Here is a 19,515-nt window from a genome sequence, read left to right on the forward strand (position 1 = left end):
TGGTTTCACGCAGATTTTACAGATTTAAGCTGATTAAAATGATTTAATTTTTGATCTGTGTGATTGATTAGATTTTATTTGCAATTCTTTTAATGTCATTAAGAATGTTTGTCGTATTGAAATTTACTAACAAGCCTAATTTTTTATTTGTTAATCTTAAGTATGTTGCTACTTGTTTGTAATGAATAAGGGCTAAATCCTCTACAGATTTTAATTCTATAATTACTTTGTCTTCTACTAAAATATCAATTCTAAAAACTGGATCTAACGTTATTTCTTCATATGGAATTATAACTTCAACTTGTTTTTGAATCTTTAAATCCAGCTTTTCTAATTCATAAAACAAAGCACTCTCATAAACAGATTCAAACAAACCTGGTCCTAAATTGTTATACACTTTAAAAATTGCTCCTCTTATCAGATACGAAATTTCATTCTCAGTCATAATTCTCCAAATTTTATCAAAGGAATAAAATTAAGAATTTTCTTTCTTTTTAAAAGGTTGGTTTTATGCAGATTTGAGCAATAAAAAAATCAAATTAAATCTGCTTCAATCTGCAGAAATCTGCGTGAAACCAAAAATTACTCATAAAGAAAAGAAGTCAAAGGACTAGAAGCTGAAGCATAATTTTGTTGATTGGCGACTTTCGCTTCAAAAGCCTTTCTTCCTGCAATAACCGTTTCTCTAAAAGCCTCAGCCATTAATTTCGGATTTCCTGCTACAGCAATTGCCGTGTTTACCAAAACAGCATCGGCACCAATTTCCATCGCTTTTGCGGCATCAGAAGGAGCTCCAATTCCAGCATCGACAATAACGGGAACCGTACTTTGCTCAATTATAATTTCAAGGAAATCAATCGTTTTTAAACCTTTATTACTTCCAATTGGTGAACCCAAAGGCATTACTGCAGAAGTTCCTGCACTTTCTAAATGTTTGCACAAAACAGGATCAGCATGAATGTAGGGAAGAACGATGAAACCTAATTTCGCCAATTCTTCAGTTGCTTTTAAAGTCTCCATCGGATCTGGCATTAAATACTTTGGATCTGGGTGAATTTCTAGTTTTACCCAATTGGTTTCAAGAGCTTCTCGTGCCAATTGAGCGGCAAAAACAGCTTCTTTAGCATTTCGCGCTCCAGAAGTGTTGGGTAATAAATTGATATTAGGGTGTTTTAAATGCGATAAAATGGCGTCAGTATCGGTTTCCAGATCAATGCGTTTTAGTGCAACAGTAACCAATTCGCTTTCTGAAGCTAAAATGGCGCTTTCCATTTCTTCATTTGAACCAAACTTTCCTGTTCCAAGAAACAAACGGGAATTAAAGGTTTTGTCTCCTATATTAAACAATGATGTTTGCATATAATTTTTCTTTTAATTGTTGAATTAATTTTTCCTTTTCATCACTTTCGGTAATGATTCCAGAAACGGCAATTCCGAAAATTCCAGTTTCCATTAACGGACTTACATCTCTTAAAGTGATGCCTCCTATAGCATAAACTGGAATTTCGATTTTATTTTTTTTCAGTTTTTGAAGTATGTCAAAATAGCCCGATAATCCTAAAATCGGACTTAATTTTTCTTTTGTGGCAGTAAAGCGAAAAGGGCCTAATCCGATATAATTGCATCCATTTTTAACGTGATTTTGAATGTCTTCAAAAGTATTAGCAGTTCCTCCGATTACTTTTGAAGCGCCTAAAAAAGCTCTAGCTTCGTCGATTTTAGTATCGGTTAGACCTAGATGAATGCCGTCAGCATCTATTTCTTTAGTAAGTTGCAAATCGTCGTTTACAATAAAATTGGCTGCGTACTTTTCACACAAAGGTTTTACCGCTTCCGCTAAAGTAAAAGTGTCTTTTGGTGTCTGGTTTTTAAAACGCATTTGCACCCAATTGCAGCCCGAGTCGAGTGCCTGATGAATATTGTGTAATTGTTTTTCGATAGTTTCGCCCTGCGAGATATATTGAAGTTTGCTATACATGGTGATATCCGATTAAAGTTGGTGTTGAACTCAGGTAATTTTCGATATAAGTTTTAGCATTTTTACAGGCAGTTTCCATAGTTTGATTTAGTGCTAAATTTGAAGCGATTGCAGAAGAAAGTACACAGCCAGAGCCATGTTTTTCAGAACATTTTTTTTCTGTTGGAAATAAATCGATAATCTTATTTTTTAAAAACAATTGATCTTTTCCGACTTGGTTTAGATTATGTCCGCCTTTGAGCAGAATTGCAGTCGAAATGTCATTTTCAATCCAAAGATTATCTTTTATAAAACCAGGAAGCAATTGTTCAATTTCGATATAATTGGGGGTAATCAAATCTATTTTGGATAGTACTTGGTGTAAGTTCGAATGATCTTCGATATTTAAAAAATCAAATTCTGTTGTAGATTTTAAAACTGGATCCCAGACAATTTTTGTGCTTGGCGAAATTAGTTTTATGCTCGAAAGAATCCGATTCAAATAAGACAGAGAAGGTACAATTCCGATTTTGACAGCGCTGATTTTATAGTTTTGAAACAAGACTTCAATAGATCTGATAACAAAATTGATATTAATCCATTCTATTTTATAAAACTCATTTTCTGTTTGAATGGTGTTAGCAGTCGCAACGGCAAAACCGCTGACTTTATGCTGTTCAAATGTTTTGATATCAGCCAAAATCCCAGCGCCTCCAGACGGATCTAAACCTGCGATTGTGAGTACGAAAGGACGATTTTCTGACATAATTTAAATTGTTTTACAGGATTTTCATGGTTCCAAATACTTCCTAAAAGAGCGATATCATCAAAACCATTTTTAAGAGTCTTGTGTATGTTTTGAGAATCAATTCCGCCTAAAGCAATAACTTTAGTTTTGTGATTTTTTCGCAATTTTAATGCTTCAAAAAGATCAATTTTTGGATGATAATTTTCTTTTGAAATGCTTTTAAAAACTGGACTTAAGAATGCATAATCAAAATCATTTTCTAATGAGTTAAAATCTTCAATTGAATGTGTTGACGTTGATTTAGATCTACAAGGTTTTGAAAACCTTGCAGGAAAGGCTGAATTCTGTTTTCTTTCTTTCTCAGAAAAATGAAATCGGTCAATGCCAAAATCTTCTGCTAAATGATGATGATTATGTAAAACCAGTTTATTTCGAAATTCTAGTTTTATCTGGTTAATAAATTGAGCCATTTCCAACTCGGAAAAATTAGGTTTCCGAATATGAAGCAAAGACAATCCTTCTTCTAATAGAGAATTCGGCATTTCAATTTCATCTTCAATAAAAAAAGGATTTGTAATCACAATCATATCTTTCTTTTTGATTCTTTTGTCTTTTTACTTAAATATAAATCTCTTTCCCTTGCTCAATAAATTCCTCTGATTTCTCCTGCATTCCTTTTTCTGCTGCAGCGACATCTCTAATTTCTTGTGATATTTTCATAGAGCAGAATTTTGGCCCGCACATCGAACAGAAATGTGCCACTTTTGCACCATCAGCTGGAAGTGTTTCATCATGAAATTCTCTTGCAGTATCAGGATCTAAAGCCAAATTAAACTGATCTTCCCAACGGAATTCAAAACGTGCTTTACTCAATGCATTATCACGATATTGCGCTCCCGGATGACCTTTTGCTAAGTCGGCAGCATGAGCCGAAATTTTATACGTGATTACGCCGTCTTTTACGTCTTTTTTGTTTGGCAAACCCAAATGTTCTTTTGGAGTTACATAACATAGCATTGCGCAACCGTACCAGCCAATCATGGCCGCTCCAATTGCAGAAGTGATATGGTCGTAGCCTGGTGCAATATCTGTTGTCAAAGGCCCTAAAGTATAAAATGGCGCTTCGTGACAATGTTCTAACTGTTTGTCCATGTTTTCTTTAATCATGTGCATTGGTACGTGCCCTGGACCTTCTATGAAAACTTGCACATCATGTTTCCAAGCAATTTTTGTCAATTCACCTAAAGTTTCCAATTCTGCAAATTGTGCAGCATCATTAGCATCTGCGATCGATCCCGGACGTAAACCATCTCCAAGAGAAAAAGCCACATCATATTGTTTCATGATTTCGCAAATTTCCTCAAAATGTGTATATAAGAAGTTTTCTTTATGATGAAATAAGCACCATTTTGCCATAATTGATCCACCGCGCGAAACAATTCCAGTAACACGATTTGCGGTTAAATGAATGTAACGAAGCAAAACTCCGGCGTGAATTGTAAAATACGAAACCCCTTGTTCTGCCTGCTCGATTAGCGTATCACGGAAAATTTCCCAAGTCAAATCTTCTGCAATTCCTTTTACTTTTTCAAGAGCCTGATAAATCGGAACAGTCCCGATTGGAACAGGAGAATTTCTAATAATCCATTCTCTGGTTTCGTGAATATTTTTTCCTGTAGATAAATCCATAATGGTGTCAGCGCCCCAGCGACAAGCCCAAACGGCTTTTTCGACTTCTTCTTCAATGCTTGAAGTCACAGCGCTGTTTCCAATATTGGCATTGATTTTTACCAAGAAATTACGACCCACAATCATCGGTTCACTTTCTGGATGATTGATGTTGTTTGGAATAATAGCTCTTCCGCAGGCCACTTCTGATCGAACGAATTCTGGAGTGATTTTGCTTTTTGGAGTATTTGCGCCAAAACTTTGTCCGCCATGCTGGCATTGCATTGCTTTGGTTTGTTCGTTTAAAAGCTCGATTCGCTGGTTTTCACGAATCGCGATATATTCCATTTCTGGCGTGATAATTCCTTGTTTGGCGTAATACAATTGTGTTACGTTAGCGCCTTTTTTGGCACGTTTTGGCTGATGCAAATATTCAAAACGAAGATGATTTAGTGTTTCATCTTTTAATCGACTTTGACCATAATCTGAAGTGATTTCATCTAAAATTTCAACATCATTTCGATCAAGAATCCAACCTTCGCGTAAGCGTGGTAATCCTTTTCGAATATCGATTTCAATATTTGGATCAGTGTAAGGCCCAGAAGTGTCGTAAACTGTTACAGGAGGATTTTTTTCAATGCCGCCGTTGGAAAGTTTAGTATCGCTCAAAGCAATTTCTCGCATAGCGACTTTTATCGGATGAATTTCTCCGTCGATATAAACCTTTTTAGAATTGGGAAATGGGGTTCTGGATATTTGTTCTTCTTTAGTCATAGTGTTTTTTGTTTCAGGTTTCAGGTTTACTGTAGAGACGCATTTCAATGCGTCTACGTAAGGTTGGCAAATTGGAATTTAACCACCCTGCGTAGCAGAAATAATCAAAATTTCGTCGGTTTCTTGTACGAGGAATTCGTTCCAATTGGTTTTTGGAACAACAGTATTGTTAACAGCAACGGCAATTCCGTTTTGTTTGTGCGGAATTTCGAGATCGAGCAATGATTGAACGCTTAGCGATTCAGCATTGAATTTTTTAATTTGTTGATTGATTTTTAGTTCCATTCCTTTTAGTTTAGTGTATAGATACACGTTAGGAATGGCTGCAATAACGCATAGAAATGCGTTCAAGAAGTCATCTTACTTTTCCCTACGCTAGTATGAACTAGATCAGGTTCAGAGGGTAAAATCTCAGCCTGCGTGATGCAGACACCCCTAAAGTGTGAAGCAAATGTAATGAATTTTTGTTTAAAAGTTTCAGGTTTCATGTTTCAGGTTCAAAAAAAATGAAACTGCAACTGAAAACTATTTATTTCTTGTCCAGCAATCTTCTACATGATCATTGACCATTCCAGTCGCCTGCATGTGAGCATAAATGACTGTTGAACCTACGAATTTGAAACCGCGTTTTTTTAAATCTTTACTGATGGCATCAGAAATTGGAGTGGTTGCTGGAATATCTTTTAGCATTTTTGGCTTATTGTCAATCGGTTTTCCGTCAGTAAATTTCCAGATGTAATCAGAAAAAGTTCCAAATTCTTCTTGGACTTTCATAAAAGCCTGAGCATTTGTAACAGCCGATTTAATTTTAAGTTTATTGCGGATGATTCCAGTGTCTTGAAGTAATTCTTCAATTTTATCTTCAGAATAATCAGCAATTTTTTTATAATCAAAATTATCAAAAGCAGTTTTGAAGTTTTCTCTTTTGTTTAAAATAGTAATCCAGCTTAAACCTGCTTGAAAAGTTTCTAGAATTAAAAACTCAAAAATAGTCGGGTCGTCATAAACTGGAGTTCCCCATTCTTCATCATGATATTTTTTATATAAATCGCTGGCAGAACACCAGCCGCATCTTATTGGTTCCATTTTTTATTTTAAATGTATAAAAAAAGCTTCAAACTATGAAGTCTGAAGCTTTTGGTAAACTTATTTTTTTGAATTACTTTTTCTTGTATATAGAAACAGCACTTACTGATATGCCTCCTTCAGAATATGTCATTTTTACTTTTAACGTACTACTGCTTAATTCAGAGATTTCCCATTTAACCTCCTCATCACTATATTTTAGAGTTAATGTATTTCCATCTTTTTTCCAAGTTCCATCTTCAGTATAGGTGCTACATTTTGAATCCCAATATTCTGATGTGATATCGATGAATTTTCCATCATTAGTAAAAGTCATTGATGGAATTTCACAGCCTTCACTATCATAAGGCTGTATCACCTCTTGGCCATTTAGAATTGCTCCTTGGTGAGTTACTTCCCATTTTCCTTCAATTGATCCGCCGTCCTTGTCATCATCACTGCTGCAAGAAACCGCTGTTAAACCTAATGTCAAGATTGACACAAAAAGAATGCTTAGTTTTTTCATTTTTGGTAGATTTTATTTGTTAAATGTTTGGCAAAAGTAAAATCTTTTAAGATAAAACCAAGGATTTCTAATAAGTTTTTTCGTATTTTTTGTTATTGATTTGTAATTAACTGTGTGTCAGGCGAATCTGTCTTTTTTTGTTTAGTTTTCCATTATCTTCCAATTTGCCAGCTATATCCTTTTACGCTCGGAATATAAGCTGAACGACCAATTATTACTAAATTATTATAAATTTTCCTGTTGTATTTAATGCCAATCGCATTTCCAGAAGTATACATTTTATTGGCTTTAAAAACTACCTTCATTTTGCCATCTTCCAATTCTGCATCAGATATTCGCTCCACTAGCCAAGTAGATTGCCATTTTACAGCCAACTCGTTTTCGGCTGTTTTAGTTACACTTTTTACTAATTTTACTGCTTCTGCTGGAATTTCAAAGTGTTCTGTTAGTTCTTTCTGAGTCATGGTCTGACCCATTTTACAATTGTCTAATATTTTACGGACATTGACAAAATTTAAAAGCTTGTCGTTAACTTCTTTTTTTATAGAAGTTGGGGGAATGGCTGTGTTATTTGTAGTTTGGGAACTTATCGGTTTAAAATCTATTGGATTTTTGACTGAAAAAGGATTTTTTGGGACAACAGTCTTTTTTGACTCAAATTCTTTTGGTGCTGTGATAGTTTTTGAAGAAATCTTTGGATTTACTTTCACAGTAGCAGGTGTCAGGTTATTGACAGACTGAATGACTTTTTGGGGCTGTCTTTTTTCATCATTGCCACAGCTTAAAAAGAGATAGGTAGCAGAGAATAAAATAAGCAAGTAATTTTTTTTCATGACCTAAATATTTTTTTATTCTTTATCCTTTATGTGCAGGATCTTCGTCCAAATATTTTTTAATCAAATGATGTCCTAAATAAATTGCTGGAGTTAATAAGATAGCTATTGCTAGTTTAAAAGTGTATCCTATTAATCCTGAAGATATAAAGGTGTCGAAATCAATTTTTCCGGGAAGCCAAAATGCAATTCCTAAAACAATAAACGAATCAAATAATTGCGAAATAACAGTAGAACCGGTTGCTCTCAGCCATATTTTCTTTTCGCCGGTTCTGTTTTTAAAGAACCAAAATATCCACACATCAATAAGCTGTGATGCCATGAAAGCGATTAAACTTCCAACAATAATCCACATACTCTGCCCAAAAACGGCTTGAAATTGATCGTCGTTTACTGGGCTAATTCCTTTTGCAGCTGGAATAGTAATCGCCATAAAAAGTATTAAAAAAGCATATGCAATCAGACATGCAGTTATGAAAGAAAGTTTTTTTACGCCTTTTTCGCCAAAATATTCGTTAATCAAATCGGTAGTTAGAAATACAACTGGCCAAGGTAGAATTCCTATACTCATGACAAAAGGCCCAATTTGAATTAACTTTCCTCCAATTAACTCAGCAACAACAGCATTGGTAATAAATATTCCTGCTAAAATTACAAAAACAATTTCTTTTCTGGTTCTAAACATTTGATTTTTGGTATTGATATTTCAAAAATAAACTATTTCTTTTAAATCTTTGAAACTATAATTCGTTAGCGTATGAAGTTTGCCTTCGATTGGTTAATTTTGAGATTCTGTTGCATTTTTTGGCAGTCAGATTTTGCACAAAATTAATTAATGCATTTGTTATGAAAACACCGATAGAATTAGATAATCCATTGTTAAAAGATTGGTCTGGGCCTTACGGAGGAGTTCCAGATTTTACGGCCTATAAAGTTTCAGATTTTAAGCCCGCAATAGAATTCGCAATTAAAGAAAAATTAGAAGAAATTGATGCAATTGCAAATAATGTAGAAAAACCGACTTTTGAAAATACAATCATTGCTTTAGAGCTTTCTGGTGAAAAATTAAATAAAATTCATGCTGTTTACGGTATTTACAGATCTAATCTAAGTACTCCAGAATTTAACGTAGTAGATACCGAAATGTCGCCAAAATTAGCAGAGATTAATGATAAACTGTATCAGAATGAAAAACTATTCTCTAGAATTGAAGCCTTGTACAAATCAGATGAAAAGAAGAATTTAACGAAGGAACAGCAGCGTTTATTATGGCTGTATTATACCGATTTTGTTAGGGAAGGAGCAGAACTAAAAGCTCAAGATAAAGAGAAAGTGGCTAAGATTAATCAGGAATTAGCGGGACTTTTTACTGCTTTTAGTCAAAAGTTACTTGCAGAAGAAAACAATCAATATATAGAGCTAAATACAGAAGCTGATTTTGACGGTTTGCCTGAAGAATTTAAGAATGCAGCTATTGCCGAAGCAAAAGAGCGAAATCTTACTGCTTTAGGCTGTATTGGAAACACTAGATCTTCAATTGAGCCTTTTCTGACTTTCTCAAACAGAAGAAATTTAAGAGAAAAAGCTTTTGATATTTTTGTAAAACGAGGTGATAATAAGAACGAAAATGATACAAACGAAACACTTGTGTCAATTCTAAAATTAAGAGCCGAAAAAGCAAAGATTTTAGGCTTTTCGAATTTTGCTGAGTGGAGTTTATCAAATAAAATGGCTAAAGATCCGCAGAAAACGCTAGATTTAATGAATTCTGTTTGGAAACCTGCTGTAGAAAAAGTAAAAAATGACGTTTCGGCTATGCAAAAAATGGTGGATGAAGAAGGTGGAGATTTTAAAATTCAGCCTTGGGATTACCGTTATTACGCAGAAAAAGTACGAAAGGCGAAATATGATTTAGATCAGAATGAAATTAAACAATATTTGCAGCTGGAAAATTTGCGAGAAGGAATGTTTTGGACGGCTGGTGAATTGTTTAACTTAGGTTTTAAGCAATTATTTGATGTTCCGGTTTATCATCCTGATGTTCGAGTTTGGGAAGTGAATAATAAAAATACAGGAGAAGCGATAGGACTTTGGTATTTTGATCCTTATGCACGTACAGGAAAGCGTTCCGGAGCTTGGATGAATTCGCATAGAGATCAGCAGAGAATAACAGGTAATGTGCTTCCTATTGTGTCAAACAATTGCAATTTTATTAAAGGAAATAGTGGTGAGCCTGTTTTGATTTCGTGGGATGATGCCACGACTTTATTTCATGAATTTGGACATGCACTTCATGGATTGTGTTCTAATGTTACGTATCCGAGCCTTTCAGGAACTTCTGTTGCAAGAGATTATGTCGAGTTTCCATCTCAGCTATTAGAGCATTGGCTGGCAACGCCTGAGGTTTTAAACAAGTTTGGGCTTCATTATAAAACAAACGAACCATTATCGCAGTCATTAGTAGAAAGAATAGGAAAAGCGGCTAACTTTAACGAAGGTTTTGCAACGGTCGAAACGATTTCTAGTTCTTTTGTCGATATGAAATTGCATTTAACAACTGATATAATTGATCCACACGCATTTGAAGAGAAAGTCTTAACTGAAATTAATATGCCTTCGGAAATTGTAATGAGGCACAGAATTCCGCAATTTGCACATATTTTTTCAAGTGACGGTTATGCGGCTGGTTACTACAGTTATTTGTGGGCAGATGTTATCAATGCAGATGCTTATGAGGCTTTTTTGGAAGCAGAAGGGCCGTTTGATAAAAATGTTTCCGAGCGACTTTATAAAACAGTTTTAAGTGTTGGAAATACTATTGATAATGAAGAAATGTATGAGAATTTTAGAGGGCATGCCCCGAAATCTGATGCATTGATGCGAGCGAGAAATTTTCCAGTCGAAAGTTAATTTATGTAAGAATAAAAAAGCCCGAATAAATAAATATTCGGGCTTTTTAATATTGAAAATAATATATTAACCTAAAGTAACTCTTTTGAAACCAGTGATTTCAACATTGAATCCTTTTACGTAATCACCAACTTTTTTACTGTCATCTTTGATGAAGTTTTGATCTAAAAGAGCTTTCTCTTGATCTAAAGTTGTGTTATCAGAGATAAAACGTTGTACTTTTCCTGGAAGAATTTTGTCCCAGATTTGCTCTGGTTTTCCTTCAGCTTTTAATTCAGCTTTAGCATCTTCTTCAGCTTGTTTGATAACTTCTGGAGTTAATTGAGAGAAAGAGATGTATTTAGGAACATTTTTCAAAGTTTTTCCTAAACGTTTTGCTTCTTCATTATCTTTTTCAATTACAGCAATACGAGCAGCAAGTTCAGATTCAACGAAAGCAGGATCAAAATCTTTGTAAGATAAAGTATCAGCTCCCATAGAAGCAACTTGCATAGAGATGTCTTTTGTTAAAGCTTCAGCGTTAGCAACTGGAGCAGAAATTGCAGTTAAAGCAGCAATTTTGTTAACGTGAACATAAGATCCAACGTAAGCACCTTCTAAAATTTCGAAACCACCGATTTCGATTTTCTCACCGATAACACCAGTTTGCTCGATTAATTTCTCAGCAACAGTGATTCCGTTGAAATCAGAAGCTAATAATTCTTCTTTAGAAGAGAAGTTGATAGCTCTTTCTACTAAATCTTTAGCTAAAGCAACGAAAGCTTCATTTTTACCTACGAAGTCAGTTTCACAGTTTAAAGTGATGATAGCTCCTTTAGTGTTGTCAGCATTGATAAAAGAAACAGCAGCTCCTTCAGCAGACTCACGGTCAGAACGGTTAGCAGCAACTTTTTGTCCTTTTTCTCTAAGGATTTGGATTGCTTTATCGAAATCTCCTTCAGCTTCAACTAAAGCTTTTTTACAGTCCATCATTCCGGCACCTGTAGATTGTCTTAATTTATTTACGTCTGCAGCAGTAATAGTTGACATAATATTTTGAATTTTTAATGTTAAAAGTAAAAAATTCCAGCTTTTAAATCCCAAACTCCAATTTTATTAAATTATCAACATAACGTTTTTAATTTTGTATTTGGAATTTGGAATTTAAAATTTGGAATTTAAAATTTGATTTATTCTTCAGTTTCAGTTGCAGGAGCAGCTTCAGCCTCAACAGCAGGAGCTTCTTCAGCAGCTTCAACTTCTTTTTCAGCACCTCTGTCAGAAAGACCTTCGATTACTGCAGTAGTTACTAAAGATAAAATTTTGTCAATTGATTTAGAAGCGTCATCATTTGCAGGAATCACGTAATCAACCTCTCTTGGGTCTGAATTCGTATCAACCATTGCGAAAACTGGAATGTTTAATTTTTGAGCTTCTTTTATTGCGATGTGTTCAGCTTTGATATCTACTACGAACAATGCTGCAGGTAGTCTAGACATATCAGCAATTGAACCTAAGTTTTTCTCTAATTTAGCACGTAGACGATCAACTTGTAAACGCTCTTTTTTAGATAAAGTGTTGAAAGTACCATCTTTCTTCATTTTATCGATAGAAGACATTTTTTTAACTGCCTTTCTGATAGTTACGAAGTTAGTCAACATTCCACCTGGCCATCTTTCAGTGATGTAAGGCATGTTTGCAGCTTTTGCTTTATCAGCAACGATGTCTTTTGCTTGTTTTTTGGTAGCTACGAATAAGATTTTTCTACCTGATGCAGCAATTTTTTTCAAAGCTTCATTAGCTTCTTCAATTTTAGCTGCAGTTTTATATAGATTGATAATGTGAATACCATTACGCTCCATATAAATGTAAGGAGCCATGTTTGGGTCCCATTTTCTAGTCATGTGTCCGAAGTGAACACCTGCTTCTAGTAATTCTTTTACTTCTATTTTGTTTGCCATTTTTGTACTAGTTTACGTTCTGTTGATTAGCAATGTCTGAATGGCGGTTTCCCAGGCTTCATACATTTAGATGCTAAACTATATCCTACCTCGATAGGAGAGCAACAATAACTGTGTTTTTTAATTTCAATAAATAATTGATAATGTCTTGTCCCATCTGAACAAGACAGGTAATATTAACGTTTAGAGAATTGGAATCTCTTACGAGCTTTCTTCTGACCGAATTTCTTACGTTCAACCATTCTAGGGTCTCTTGTTAATAAACCTTCTGGTTTAAGGATTCCTCTGTTTTCAGCGTTAACTTCACACATTACGCGTGCTAATGCCATTCTTACAGCTTCTGCCTGACCAGTTGTACCACCTCCGTAAACGTTTACTTTTACGTCAAAGTTGTTTACATTTTCTGTCATAGACAATGGTTGTAAAACTTTGTATTGTAAAGTTGCAGTTGGAAAGTAAGTTGCGAATTCTTTTTTGTTTACAGTGATGTTTCCAGTTCCTTCAGAAACGTATACACGTGCAACAGCGGTTTTTCTTCTACCGATTTTGTGAATAACTCCCATTACTTAAGATCATTTAGGTTAACAGTTCTAGGTTTTTGAGCTCCGTGTTTGTGCTCAGATCCTACAACAACATTTAGATTTCTAAAAAGTTCAGCACCTAATTTGTTTTTAGGTAACATACCTTTTACAGCTTTTTCTACTAATGCAGCTGGATTTTTAGCTTGCAATACTTTAGCAGTTAAAGTTCTTTGTCCTCCTGGGTAACCTGTATGACGCATGTAAATTTTGTCATTCATTTTTGTACCTGTAAGGTTAATTTTTTCTGAGTTGATAACAATTACGTTATCTCCACAGTCAACGTGCGGTGTGTAACTTGGCTTGTACTTACCTCTTAAGATCATTGCAACTTTAGAAGCAAGACGTCCTAAGTTATGACCTTCAGCGTCAACAACAATCCACTCTTTAGTTACAGTGGCTTTGCTTGCTGAAACTGTTTTGTAGCTTAATGCGTCCATAATATTATTTTAATTAAACATTCCATCCCCAATAAAGGGGATGCAAAAGTACAATTAATTATTTTAAAACCAAATACCTGAAAGAATATTTTATCTGCTGAAAATCAGGGACTCAGTTTTTGAATTAATTAATGTATAAAAAAACCGTCTCTACAATAAAGTAAAGACGGTTAAATATTTAGATAGGAAATCGATTATACAATAAATATATTGGCAATATCGACTACTTGTTGCGTTGTAAGTGGTTCATCATAAGCTTCTGAACCGGCCGCGGCACCAAATGCGGCAGCGGTATTAAATCCTGCTTGTACCGTTACGCCTTCACCATCATAAACAGGTTGAGTGGCTGCTGGCATTCCAGCACCTCGGTCAGAATTGGAAATCCATCCTTTTAAACCTCTTAATCTTCTTACTTCAGAAGCATGGCGAGCTTCTACAGAATGAATCTGCAATGCTGCTGTCAATAAATCTGGCGTTGTTATCAAATTTGCGGCTTGCCCTTTGTACGCTCTGACTCCCGTATCTTCAAAAGCTTGCGCTAAAGCTAAAAAGGTCGGATAATCATTAAAAGGATCAAATGCGCCTCCTACAGTAAAGTCAAAAGTGGGTTTAGGAACAAAGTTAGGGCTCATTGTACCGCCCAATCCAGCAATTAAAAATTTGACGTGATCAGATTCATGATCTGCAATTTGTTGAAAGACTTTTAAATCGCGTCCACCATTTTCAGAAGCTGGAATAACACCAGAATCCAATGCCATTGCGTAAAATTCATTTTCAAGATACTCTAAGGTTAAAGCAAACTGAAGAGCTCCAATTGGTGTTGCTGGCGTTGCTGTTATGTCTTTAGCGAAAGCTTTATTAGTAAGAGCCGACAATCCGAAAGGAATTGACGCTAATGCTAAATTTTTTCCAATATTTCCAAAATGAGAAAAACTGTCTCTGCGTGAACCAGTACTGTTCATTAAATTGTCATCAGTAAAGGATTCTATAAATTTTAAAATGTTCATAATTTCTAAGTTTTAGCGGTTAAGATTAAGGCAAGTATTTAGCTGTAAATTTTGTGGTAATAAAACCAGCAGCGATCGGCAGAATTTTAGATGGATCTTTTGCATCATCTAACCCTGTTGACATATTTACGATATCGTCTCCAGCAAAATCTTTAGAATTCGGATTGATCAAACTTCTTATGGCCGATGCATGTCTGGCTTCAACTGAAACAATTTTCCCTGCTAATAATAAGTAATCGGCAGTTTTAATTAATCTTCCAGCTCCATTGTAAGCGGCAACGCCTGTGTCTTCAAGAGCTTTTGCAGTGGCAAGAACTTCTGTACGGCTATTAAAATTTAAAGAACCGTAATTAAAGGCTAAAGAAGGAAGCAGTTGTGAACTAGGATCTGGAAGTGCACCAGTCAAAGCTGCTTTAAAAAAATCTCTATGAACTACTTCGTGATGATATAAGTCAGTCAAAACTTGACGCTCAGTGTCATTAAATACTGTATTAAAGCTTGTAGAATTTACAACTTTAGTATAAAAGTCTGCTTCTAGCTGCTCTAGGGCGTACGCATAGGTTAACACTCCAAAATCTCCCGAACCCAAATCGAAAACACCATTTCTTACTCCTGGGAGAGAAGTGTCTTCCATATTGTTGTCATTATCATTATCGCTGCAGCCAGCTAGAACCAAACCTGTGGTTACTAATGTTAATCCACTGAGCTTAAGAAAGCTCCTTCTGCTATTCAGTGAAGGATCAACTTCATGAATTTTAACTTCGTTTTTCATAATCAAGTTTTTTATTAGGTTAACAACATTGGTCTTAGTTGTTTGGTATTTTATTATTAACGAAATTTTAAGGGATACGGTTTTATAAAAATCTTCTTTTATGGATTTTTTTCGAATAGGTGGTATAATTTAAAAGACAAATGGCTGTTTTTTGTTTTATTTTCGGTAATTCTACTATATTTGTATTAATTACATAAACTTTTATAGATGAAAGCTAAAGCAACTCTAAAACAAATTGCGAAAGAACTAGGAGTTTCTGTGTCAACAGTGTCTAAAGCATTGAATGACAGTCCGGAAATTAGTGAGCAAACGAAGGTTAAGATTAAGGAGTATGCCAAACTCAAAAATTATAAGCCGAATGTTATTGGTCTAAATTTGAAAAATCGTAAAACCAAAACGATAGGAGTAATTATTCCTAATATTCTAAATTCTTTCTTTGCGAAAGTTTTTAGCGGTATTGAGAAAGTCGCCGATAAAAAAGGATATAATGTAATTACTTGTATTTCTAACGAATCTTTAGAAAAAGAAATTCATACGCTTGAAATGTTGAGTAATGGAACTATTGACGGATTTATCCTTTCGGTTTCAGAAGAAGCTCAAAAACTTCAAGATTACAATCATTTTTCTGAAATAATTAACGACGGAACTCCAATCGTGATGTTTGACCGTATTGCTGACGAAGTAGATTGTGATAAGGTTGTCGTAGATGATTTTGATTCGGCATTAAACTCGACACAGCATTTGATTAATCTTGGATGCAAAAACATTGCTTTAATATCGTCTGTAGATAATTTAAGTGTTGGAAAATTAAGAGCCGACGGATATTTGAAAGCTTTAAAAGACAATAATATTCCGGTTAACGAAAAAATCATTCTTCGTACCGATTCTGAAGAAGATATGAAAGCTAAAATTGATTCTCTTTTTGATAATAAAATTGACGGAATTTTTGCTTTGGACGAAAATGATTCAGTTGCTGCTTTAAGAGTAAGTTTGAAAAAAGGATACAGAGTTCCAGAAGATATTTCTATTATTGGTTTTGCCGACGGAATTTTAGCTTCAAGACGTTTATCGCCAAGTTTGACTACAGTAAGTCAGCATGGAGTTGAAATTGGAGAAGTTGCCGCAAAAAGATTAATTGAAAGATTAGAAGAGCCAGAAGGAACGGTTTCAGATTATGAAACAATTGTCATCAAAACAAAATTGAAAGAAAGAGAATCAACTCGAAAAAAATAAAAAAAATAAAAACCATCAGCAAAAACTGATGGTTTTTTTTATGAATTGTAAAATTGGATTGTTTTCAAGAGTTGTAAAGTCTAAAATCAACACTCTGAAATCTAAAATTATAATTAATGCGCTTCTAGCCAGTCTTTACCTAAACCAAGTTCAACTTCTAAAGGCACCGACATTTTAAAGGCATTTTCCATTTCGTGTTTAATCATAGGCTGGATTTTTTCGAGTTCGTCGTTGTGAACATCGAACACAAGCTCATCATGTACTTGAAGCAACATTTTAGACTTCCAGTTTTCTTCACGAAGTTTTTTATGAATATTAATCATGGCAATTTTAATCACATCGGCAGCGCTTCCTTGAATTGGCGCATTTACAGCATTTCGTTCAGCGGCGCTTCTTACAACGGCATTGGCAGAATTAATGTCTTTTAAGTAACGACGACGGCCTAAAATAGTTTGTACATAACCTTTTTCGCGTGCAAATTCGACTTGTTCTGAAATATAAGATTTCAAACGCGGATAAGTTTTGTAATATGCATCGATCAAAGCGGCACTTTCACTTCTAGAAAGTGAAGTCTGGCTGCTTAATCCAAAAGCAGAAACACCGTAGATAATTCCGAAGTTTACCGTTTTAGCATTACTTCTTTGTTCGCGGGAAACTTCTTCTAAAGCGACATTAAAAACCTTTGCAGCGGTTGCTCTGTGAATATCTTCGCCGTTTTGGAAAGCTTTAATCATATTTTCTTCGCCACTTAAAGCTGCAATAATTCGCAATTCAATTTGAGAGTAATCGGCAGAGATTAAAGTATGGTTCTCATCGCGTGCCACAAAAGCTTTACGAATCTGACGTCCCCTTTCAGTACGAATTGGAATATTCTGCAAGTTCGGATTATTAGAGCTCAAACGCCCAGTAGCAGCAACCGCCTGCATGTAATCCGTATGAACGCGTAATGTTTTTTTGTCGACTTGTTCTGGTAAAGCTAAAATATAAGTGCTTTGCAGTTTTACCATCTGGCGCCAATCTAAAATATCTTTTACAATTGGGTTGTCATTTGCTAAATAAGTCAAAACTTCCTCGCCAGTTGCATATTGTCCCGTTTTGGTTTTCTTTTGCTTAGCTCCGCCAATTTTAAGTTTATCAAATAAAATATCGCCTAATTGTTTTGGAGAAGCTAGGTTGAATTTCTCACCAGCTGTTTCGTATATTTTCTGCTCCAAAGATTTGATTTCGACATCCATTTCTTTAGACATTTCTTTTAGAAAATCAACATCTAAACGAATACCTTCCATTTCCATATCAGCTAAAACGCTTACTAACGGAATTTCGATTTCATCAAATAACTTTTTAGTTTCGGTTTTGTCTAATTGAGTTGTGAAGATTTCTTTTAATTGTAACGTAATATCGGCATCTTCAGCTGCATATTCTTTAATGTCTTCCAAAGGAACATCGCGCATATTAAGCTGATTTTTCCCTTTTTTACCAATTAAAGTTTCAATAGATTTTGGAGAATATTTCAAATAAGTTTCTGACAAAATATCCATATTATGACGCATGTCTGGGTTAATCAGATAATGCGCAATCATAGTATCAAAAAGCTTTCCTTTTACACTAACGCCATAATTAGAAAGGATTTTTAAATCGTATTTTAAATTCTGTCCGATTTTCTCAATGCTTTCATTTTCAAAAAACGGAACAAATTTTTCAACTAAAGCTTTTGCTTCTTCTTGATTTTCTGGAAACGGAACATAAAATGCTTTTCCTTTTTCATAAGAGAAAGACATTCCAACAAGTTCTGCATGCAAAGCATCGATTCCTGTAGTTTCTGTATCAAAACAAACTGAAGTCTGTTTTTGTAAATTCTGTAAAAGCATTTTAATACCTAAATCGCCTTGAATGGTTTGGTAAAAATGCTCTGTATTTTCTAAAGTGTTATAGAAAGAAGTTCTTGGAGTATCTGTATCTTCATCTTCTGTACCTCCAAAAAGATCAAATTGGTCTTCATTTTTAGCAGCCGCTTTTTTAGCTGGTTTTGCATCTGGAGTTGCAGCAACTGTCTGGCCGCCATCTGTTCTAAATAAATTATCGAACTGCTCAGCCATTCTTCTGAATTCTAATTCCTGAAAAATAGCATCTGTTTTTTCGATATCTGGACGAGAAAGTTCGTAATCTTCTTCATTAAAAGTAACATCACAATCGGTAATAATGGCTGCCAGCTTTTTAGAAAGAATTCCTTTTTCTTTATTGGCTTCTATATTCTCTTTCATTTTACCTTTAAGCTTATCAGTATTTGCTAAAAGGTTTTCCATAGTGCCAAATTCTTTCAGGAATTTTTTGGCAGTTACTTCACCAACACCAGGAAGCCCAGGAATATTATCGACAGCATCACCCATCATTCCAAGAAAATCAATTACTTGTTCTGGCCTTTCCACTTCAAATTTTGCCAAAACCTCAGGAACTCCCCAAATTTCGATTCCGTTACCCATTCGGGCAGGTTTGTACATAAAAATATTCTCAGAAACCAATTGAGCAAAATCTTTGTCGGGCGTTACCATAAATACCTGATAGTTTTGTTTTTCGGCTTGTTTTGCAATTGTTCCAATCAAATCATCGGCTTCACAGCCTTCAAGTTCAATAATCGGAATATGCATGGCTCTTAACAATTCTTGAATATACGGAACAGCAATTTTAATTGCCTCAGGAGTTTCGTCTCGGTTTGCTTTGTAGTCTACAAACATTTCGGTTCTCACATGGCTTCCTCCTTTATCAAAAGCAACGGCCAAATGATCTGGTTTTTCTCTTTTAATAACATCCAAAAGCGAGTTCATAAAACCCATAATTGCAGATGTATCCATTCCTTTTGAGTTGATTCTCGGGTTTTTAATAAAAGCATAATAACCACGAAAAATTAATGCATAAGCATCTAGAAGAAAAAGGCGTTTTTGAGTTGACATATTAAAAATATTAGTCTGTAAAAATAAACAATTGGGTTCTCAAAAATTAGACTAACAAGATTTTTTTTCCACCATATAAGTTATATAAGTTCATTTTAGTAGAGACGCACCTGTAG

General features: G+C 34.8%; 20 protein-coding genes and 1 riboswitch. Of the genes, 2 read left to right on the plus strand and 18 right to left on the minus strand.

The window, feature by feature from the left end:
• Positions 1–67 precede the first annotated feature (67 nt).
• The 11 genes from ACNRYB_RS07580 to ACNRYB_RS07630 form a co-directional block, all read right to left on the minus strand.
• Complete coding sequence (locus tag ACNRYB_RS07580; RefSeq protein WP_473729692.1) at positions 68–445, minus strand: GxxExxY protein; 378 nt, start codon at positions 443–445, stop codon at positions 68–70.
• A gap of 137 nt (positions 446–582) precedes the next feature.
• Positions 583–1,359 (minus strand): thiazole synthase, encoded by a 777-nt coding sequence (locus ACNRYB_RS07585; protein ID WP_129748519.1) that lies wholly within the window; start codon positions 1,357–1,359, stop codon positions 583–585.
• Entirely contained in the window at positions 1,340–1,978 is a 639-nt protein-coding gene (locus ACNRYB_RS07590) for a thiamine phosphate synthase (RefSeq protein ID WP_473729693.1), read from the minus strand. The genes ACNRYB_RS07585 and ACNRYB_RS07590 overlap by 20 nt, the downstream gene beginning before the upstream one ends.
• Positions 1,971–2,723: a hydroxymethylpyrimidine/phosphomethylpyrimidine kinase gene (locus tag ACNRYB_RS07595; protein WP_473729694.1), complete on the minus strand. Its 753-nt coding sequence runs from the start codon at positions 2,721–2,723 to the stop codon at positions 1,971–1,973. The genes ACNRYB_RS07590 and ACNRYB_RS07595 overlap by 8 nt, the downstream gene beginning before the upstream one ends.
• Entirely contained in the window at positions 2,681–3,292 is a 612-nt protein-coding gene (locus ACNRYB_RS07600; protein WP_473729695.1) for a thiamine phosphate synthase, read from the minus strand. Before ACNRYB_RS07600 ends, ACNRYB_RS07595 begins: the two co-directional genes overlap by 43 nt.
• Positions 3,293–3,323: 31 nt before the next feature.
• Positions 3,324–5,147, minus strand: coding sequence for a phosphomethylpyrimidine synthase ThiC (gene thiC, locus ACNRYB_RS07605; RefSeq protein ID WP_473729696.1), 1,824 nt, complete (start codon positions 5,145–5,147; stop codon positions 3,324–3,326).
• Positions 5,148–5,225: 78 nt separating this feature from the next.
• Positions 5,226–5,432, minus strand: coding sequence for a sulfur carrier protein ThiS (thiS, locus tag ACNRYB_RS07610; RefSeq protein ID WP_473729697.1), 207 nt, complete (start codon positions 5,430–5,432; stop codon positions 5,226–5,228).
• Positions 5,433–5,497: 65 nt separating this feature from the next.
• A riboswitch (TPP riboswitch) is annotated at positions 5,498–5,594 on the minus strand.
• A gap of 78 nt (positions 5,595–5,672) precedes the next feature.
• Positions 5,673–6,233 (minus strand): DNA-3-methyladenine glycosylase I, encoded by a 561-nt coding sequence (locus ACNRYB_RS07615; protein ID WP_473729698.1) that lies wholly within the window; start codon positions 6,231–6,233, stop codon positions 5,673–5,675.
• A gap of 73 nt (positions 6,234–6,306) precedes the next feature.
• Positions 6,307–6,738 (minus strand): lipocalin-like domain-containing protein, encoded by a 432-nt coding sequence (locus ACNRYB_RS07620; RefSeq protein WP_129748526.1) that lies wholly within the window; start codon positions 6,736–6,738, stop codon positions 6,307–6,309.
• A gap of 152 nt (positions 6,739–6,890) precedes the next feature.
• On the minus strand, positions 6,891–7,571 hold the full coding sequence (locus tag ACNRYB_RS07625; RefSeq protein WP_473729699.1) for a hypothetical protein: 681 nt from the start codon (positions 7,569–7,571) through the stop codon (positions 6,891–6,893).
• A gap of 22 nt (positions 7,572–7,593) precedes the next feature.
• A complete protein-coding gene (locus tag ACNRYB_RS07630) occupies positions 7,594–8,256 on the minus strand; it encodes a queuosine precursor transporter (RefSeq protein WP_129748528.1) in 663 nt (220 codons plus the stop codon).
• A 161-nt stretch (positions 8,257–8,417) separates the two neighbouring features.
• Here ACNRYB_RS07630 and ACNRYB_RS07635 point away from each other — a divergent pair, with 161 nt between their 5' ends.
• A complete protein-coding gene (locus ACNRYB_RS07635; protein WP_473729700.1) occupies positions 8,418–10,481 on the plus strand; it encodes a M3 family metallopeptidase in 2,064 nt (687 codons plus the stop codon).
• 66 nt (positions 10,482–10,547) lie between these two features.
• Here the strand turns inward: ACNRYB_RS07635 and tsf are convergent, their stop codons facing one another.
• The 6 genes from tsf to ACNRYB_RS07665 all read right to left on the minus strand — a co-directional run bounded on the left by tsf (position 10,548) and on the right by ACNRYB_RS07665 (position 15,218).
• Positions 10,548–11,510 (minus strand): translation elongation factor Ts, encoded by a 963-nt coding sequence (gene tsf / locus ACNRYB_RS07640; protein WP_132990828.1) that lies wholly within the window; start codon positions 11,508–11,510, stop codon positions 10,548–10,550.
• A gap of 140 nt (positions 11,511–11,650) precedes the next feature.
• Entirely contained in the window at positions 11,651–12,421 is a 771-nt protein-coding gene (gene rpsB / locus ACNRYB_RS07645; protein ID WP_008466790.1) for a 30S ribosomal protein S2, read from the minus strand.
• Between the two features lie 176 nt (positions 12,422–12,597).
• Complete coding sequence (gene rpsI, locus ACNRYB_RS07650) at positions 12,598–12,984, minus strand: 30S ribosomal protein S9 (protein WP_012023687.1); 387 nt, start codon at positions 12,982–12,984, stop codon at positions 12,598–12,600.
• Positions 12,984–13,439, minus strand: coding sequence for a 50S ribosomal protein L13 (rplM, locus tag ACNRYB_RS07655; RefSeq protein WP_008466793.1), 456 nt, complete (start codon positions 13,437–13,439; stop codon positions 12,984–12,986). The genes rpsI and rplM overlap by 1 nt, the downstream gene beginning before the upstream one ends.
• Positions 13,440–13,633: 194 nt before the next feature.
• A complete protein-coding gene (locus ACNRYB_RS07660) occupies positions 13,634–14,446 on the minus strand; it encodes a ferritin-like domain-containing protein (protein ID WP_129748530.1) in 813 nt (270 codons plus the stop codon).
• Between the two features lie 25 nt (positions 14,447–14,471).
• Entirely contained in the window at positions 14,472–15,218 is a 747-nt protein-coding gene (locus ACNRYB_RS07665) for a ferritin-like domain-containing protein (protein WP_129748531.1), read from the minus strand.
• Positions 15,219–15,425: 207 nt separating this feature from the next.
• Between ACNRYB_RS07665 and ACNRYB_RS07670 the strand changes: the two genes are divergently transcribed.
• On the plus strand, positions 15,426–16,451 hold the full coding sequence (locus ACNRYB_RS07670; RefSeq protein WP_129748532.1) for a LacI family DNA-binding transcriptional regulator: 1,026 nt from the start codon (positions 15,426–15,428) through the stop codon (positions 16,449–16,451).
• A gap of 113 nt (positions 16,452–16,564) precedes the next feature.
• On the opposite strand, the gene polA is transcribed toward ACNRYB_RS07670, so the two are convergent.
• A complete protein-coding gene (polA, locus tag ACNRYB_RS07675; protein WP_473729701.1) occupies positions 16,565–19,399 on the minus strand; it encodes a DNA polymerase I in 2,835 nt (944 codons plus the stop codon).
• Positions 19,400–19,515: the final 116 nt, after the last annotated feature.

The sequence above is a fragment of the Flavobacterium sp. CR10 genome, assembly GCF_055814415.1.

Excerpts from the sequence above, each read along its gene's own strand:
- ACNRYB_RS07615 (WP_473729698.1), bottom strand. The coding sequence starts at position 6,233 with ATGGAACCAATAAGATGCGGCTGGTGTTCTGCCAGCGATTTATATAAA.
- ACNRYB_RS07635 (WP_473729700.1), top strand. The coding sequence starts at position 8,418 with ATGAAAACACCGATAGAATTAGATAATCCATTGTTAAAAGATTGGTCT.
- thiC (WP_473729696.1), bottom strand. The coding sequence starts at position 5,147 with ATGACTAAAGAAGAACAAATATCCAGAACCCCATTTCCCAATTCTAAA.
- rpsI (WP_012023687.1), bottom strand. The coding sequence starts at position 12,984 with ATGGGAGTTATTCACAAAATCGGTAGAAGAAAAACCGCTGTTGCACGT.
- ACNRYB_RS07660 (WP_129748530.1), bottom strand. The coding sequence starts at position 14,446 with ATGAACATTTTAAAATTTATAGAATCCTTTACTGATGACAATTTAATG.
- thiS (WP_473729697.1), bottom strand. The coding sequence starts at position 5,432 with ATGGAACTAAAAATCAATCAACAAATTAAAAAATTCAATGCTGAATCG.
- ACNRYB_RS07670 (WP_129748532.1), top strand. The coding sequence starts at position 15,426 with ATGAAAGCTAAAGCAACTCTAAAACAAATTGCGAAAGAACTAGGAGTT.
- ACNRYB_RS07590 (WP_473729693.1), bottom strand. The coding sequence starts at position 1,978 with ATGTATAGCAAACTTCAATATATCTCGCAGGGCGAAACTATCGAAAAA.
- ACNRYB_RS07580 (WP_473729692.1), bottom strand. The coding sequence starts at position 445 with ATGACTGAGAATGAAATTTCGTATCTGATAAGAGGAGCAATTTTTAAA.
- ACNRYB_RS07625 (WP_473729699.1), bottom strand. The coding sequence starts at position 7,571 with ATGAAAAAAAATTACTTGCTTATTTTATTCTCTGCTACCTATCTCTTT.
- ACNRYB_RS07585 (WP_129748519.1), bottom strand. The coding sequence starts at position 1,359 with ATGCAAACATCATTGTTTAATATAGGAGACAAAACCTTTAATTCCCGT.
- ACNRYB_RS07595 (WP_473729694.1), bottom strand. The coding sequence starts at position 2,723 with ATGTCAGAAAATCGTCCTTTCGTACTCACAATCGCAGGTTTAGATCCG.
- ACNRYB_RS07600 (WP_473729695.1), bottom strand. The coding sequence starts at position 3,292 with ATGATTGTGATTACAAATCCTTTTTTTATTGAAGATGAAATTGAAATG.
- rpsB (WP_008466790.1), bottom strand. The coding sequence starts at position 12,421 with ATGGCAAACAAAATAGAAGTAAAAGAATTACTAGAAGCAGGTGTTCAC.
- rplM (WP_008466793.1), bottom strand. The coding sequence starts at position 13,439 with ATGGACGCATTAAGCTACAAAACAGTTTCAGCAAGCAAAGCCACTGTA.
- polA (WP_473729701.1), bottom strand. The coding sequence starts at position 19,399 with ATGTCAACTCAAAAACGCCTTTTTCTTCTAGATGCTTATGCATTAATT.
- ACNRYB_RS07665 (WP_129748531.1), bottom strand. The coding sequence starts at position 15,218 with ATGAAAAACGAAGTTAAAATTCATGAAGTTGATCCTTCACTGAATAGC.
- tsf (WP_132990828.1), bottom strand. The coding sequence starts at position 11,510 with ATGTCAACTATTACTGCTGCAGACGTAAATAAATTAAGACAATCTACA.
- ACNRYB_RS07630 (WP_129748528.1), bottom strand. The coding sequence starts at position 8,256 with ATGTTTAGAACCAGAAAAGAAATTGTTTTTGTAATTTTAGCAGGAATA.
- ACNRYB_RS07620 (WP_129748526.1), bottom strand. The coding sequence starts at position 6,738 with ATGAAAAAACTAAGCATTCTTTTTGTGTCAATCTTGACATTAGGTTTA.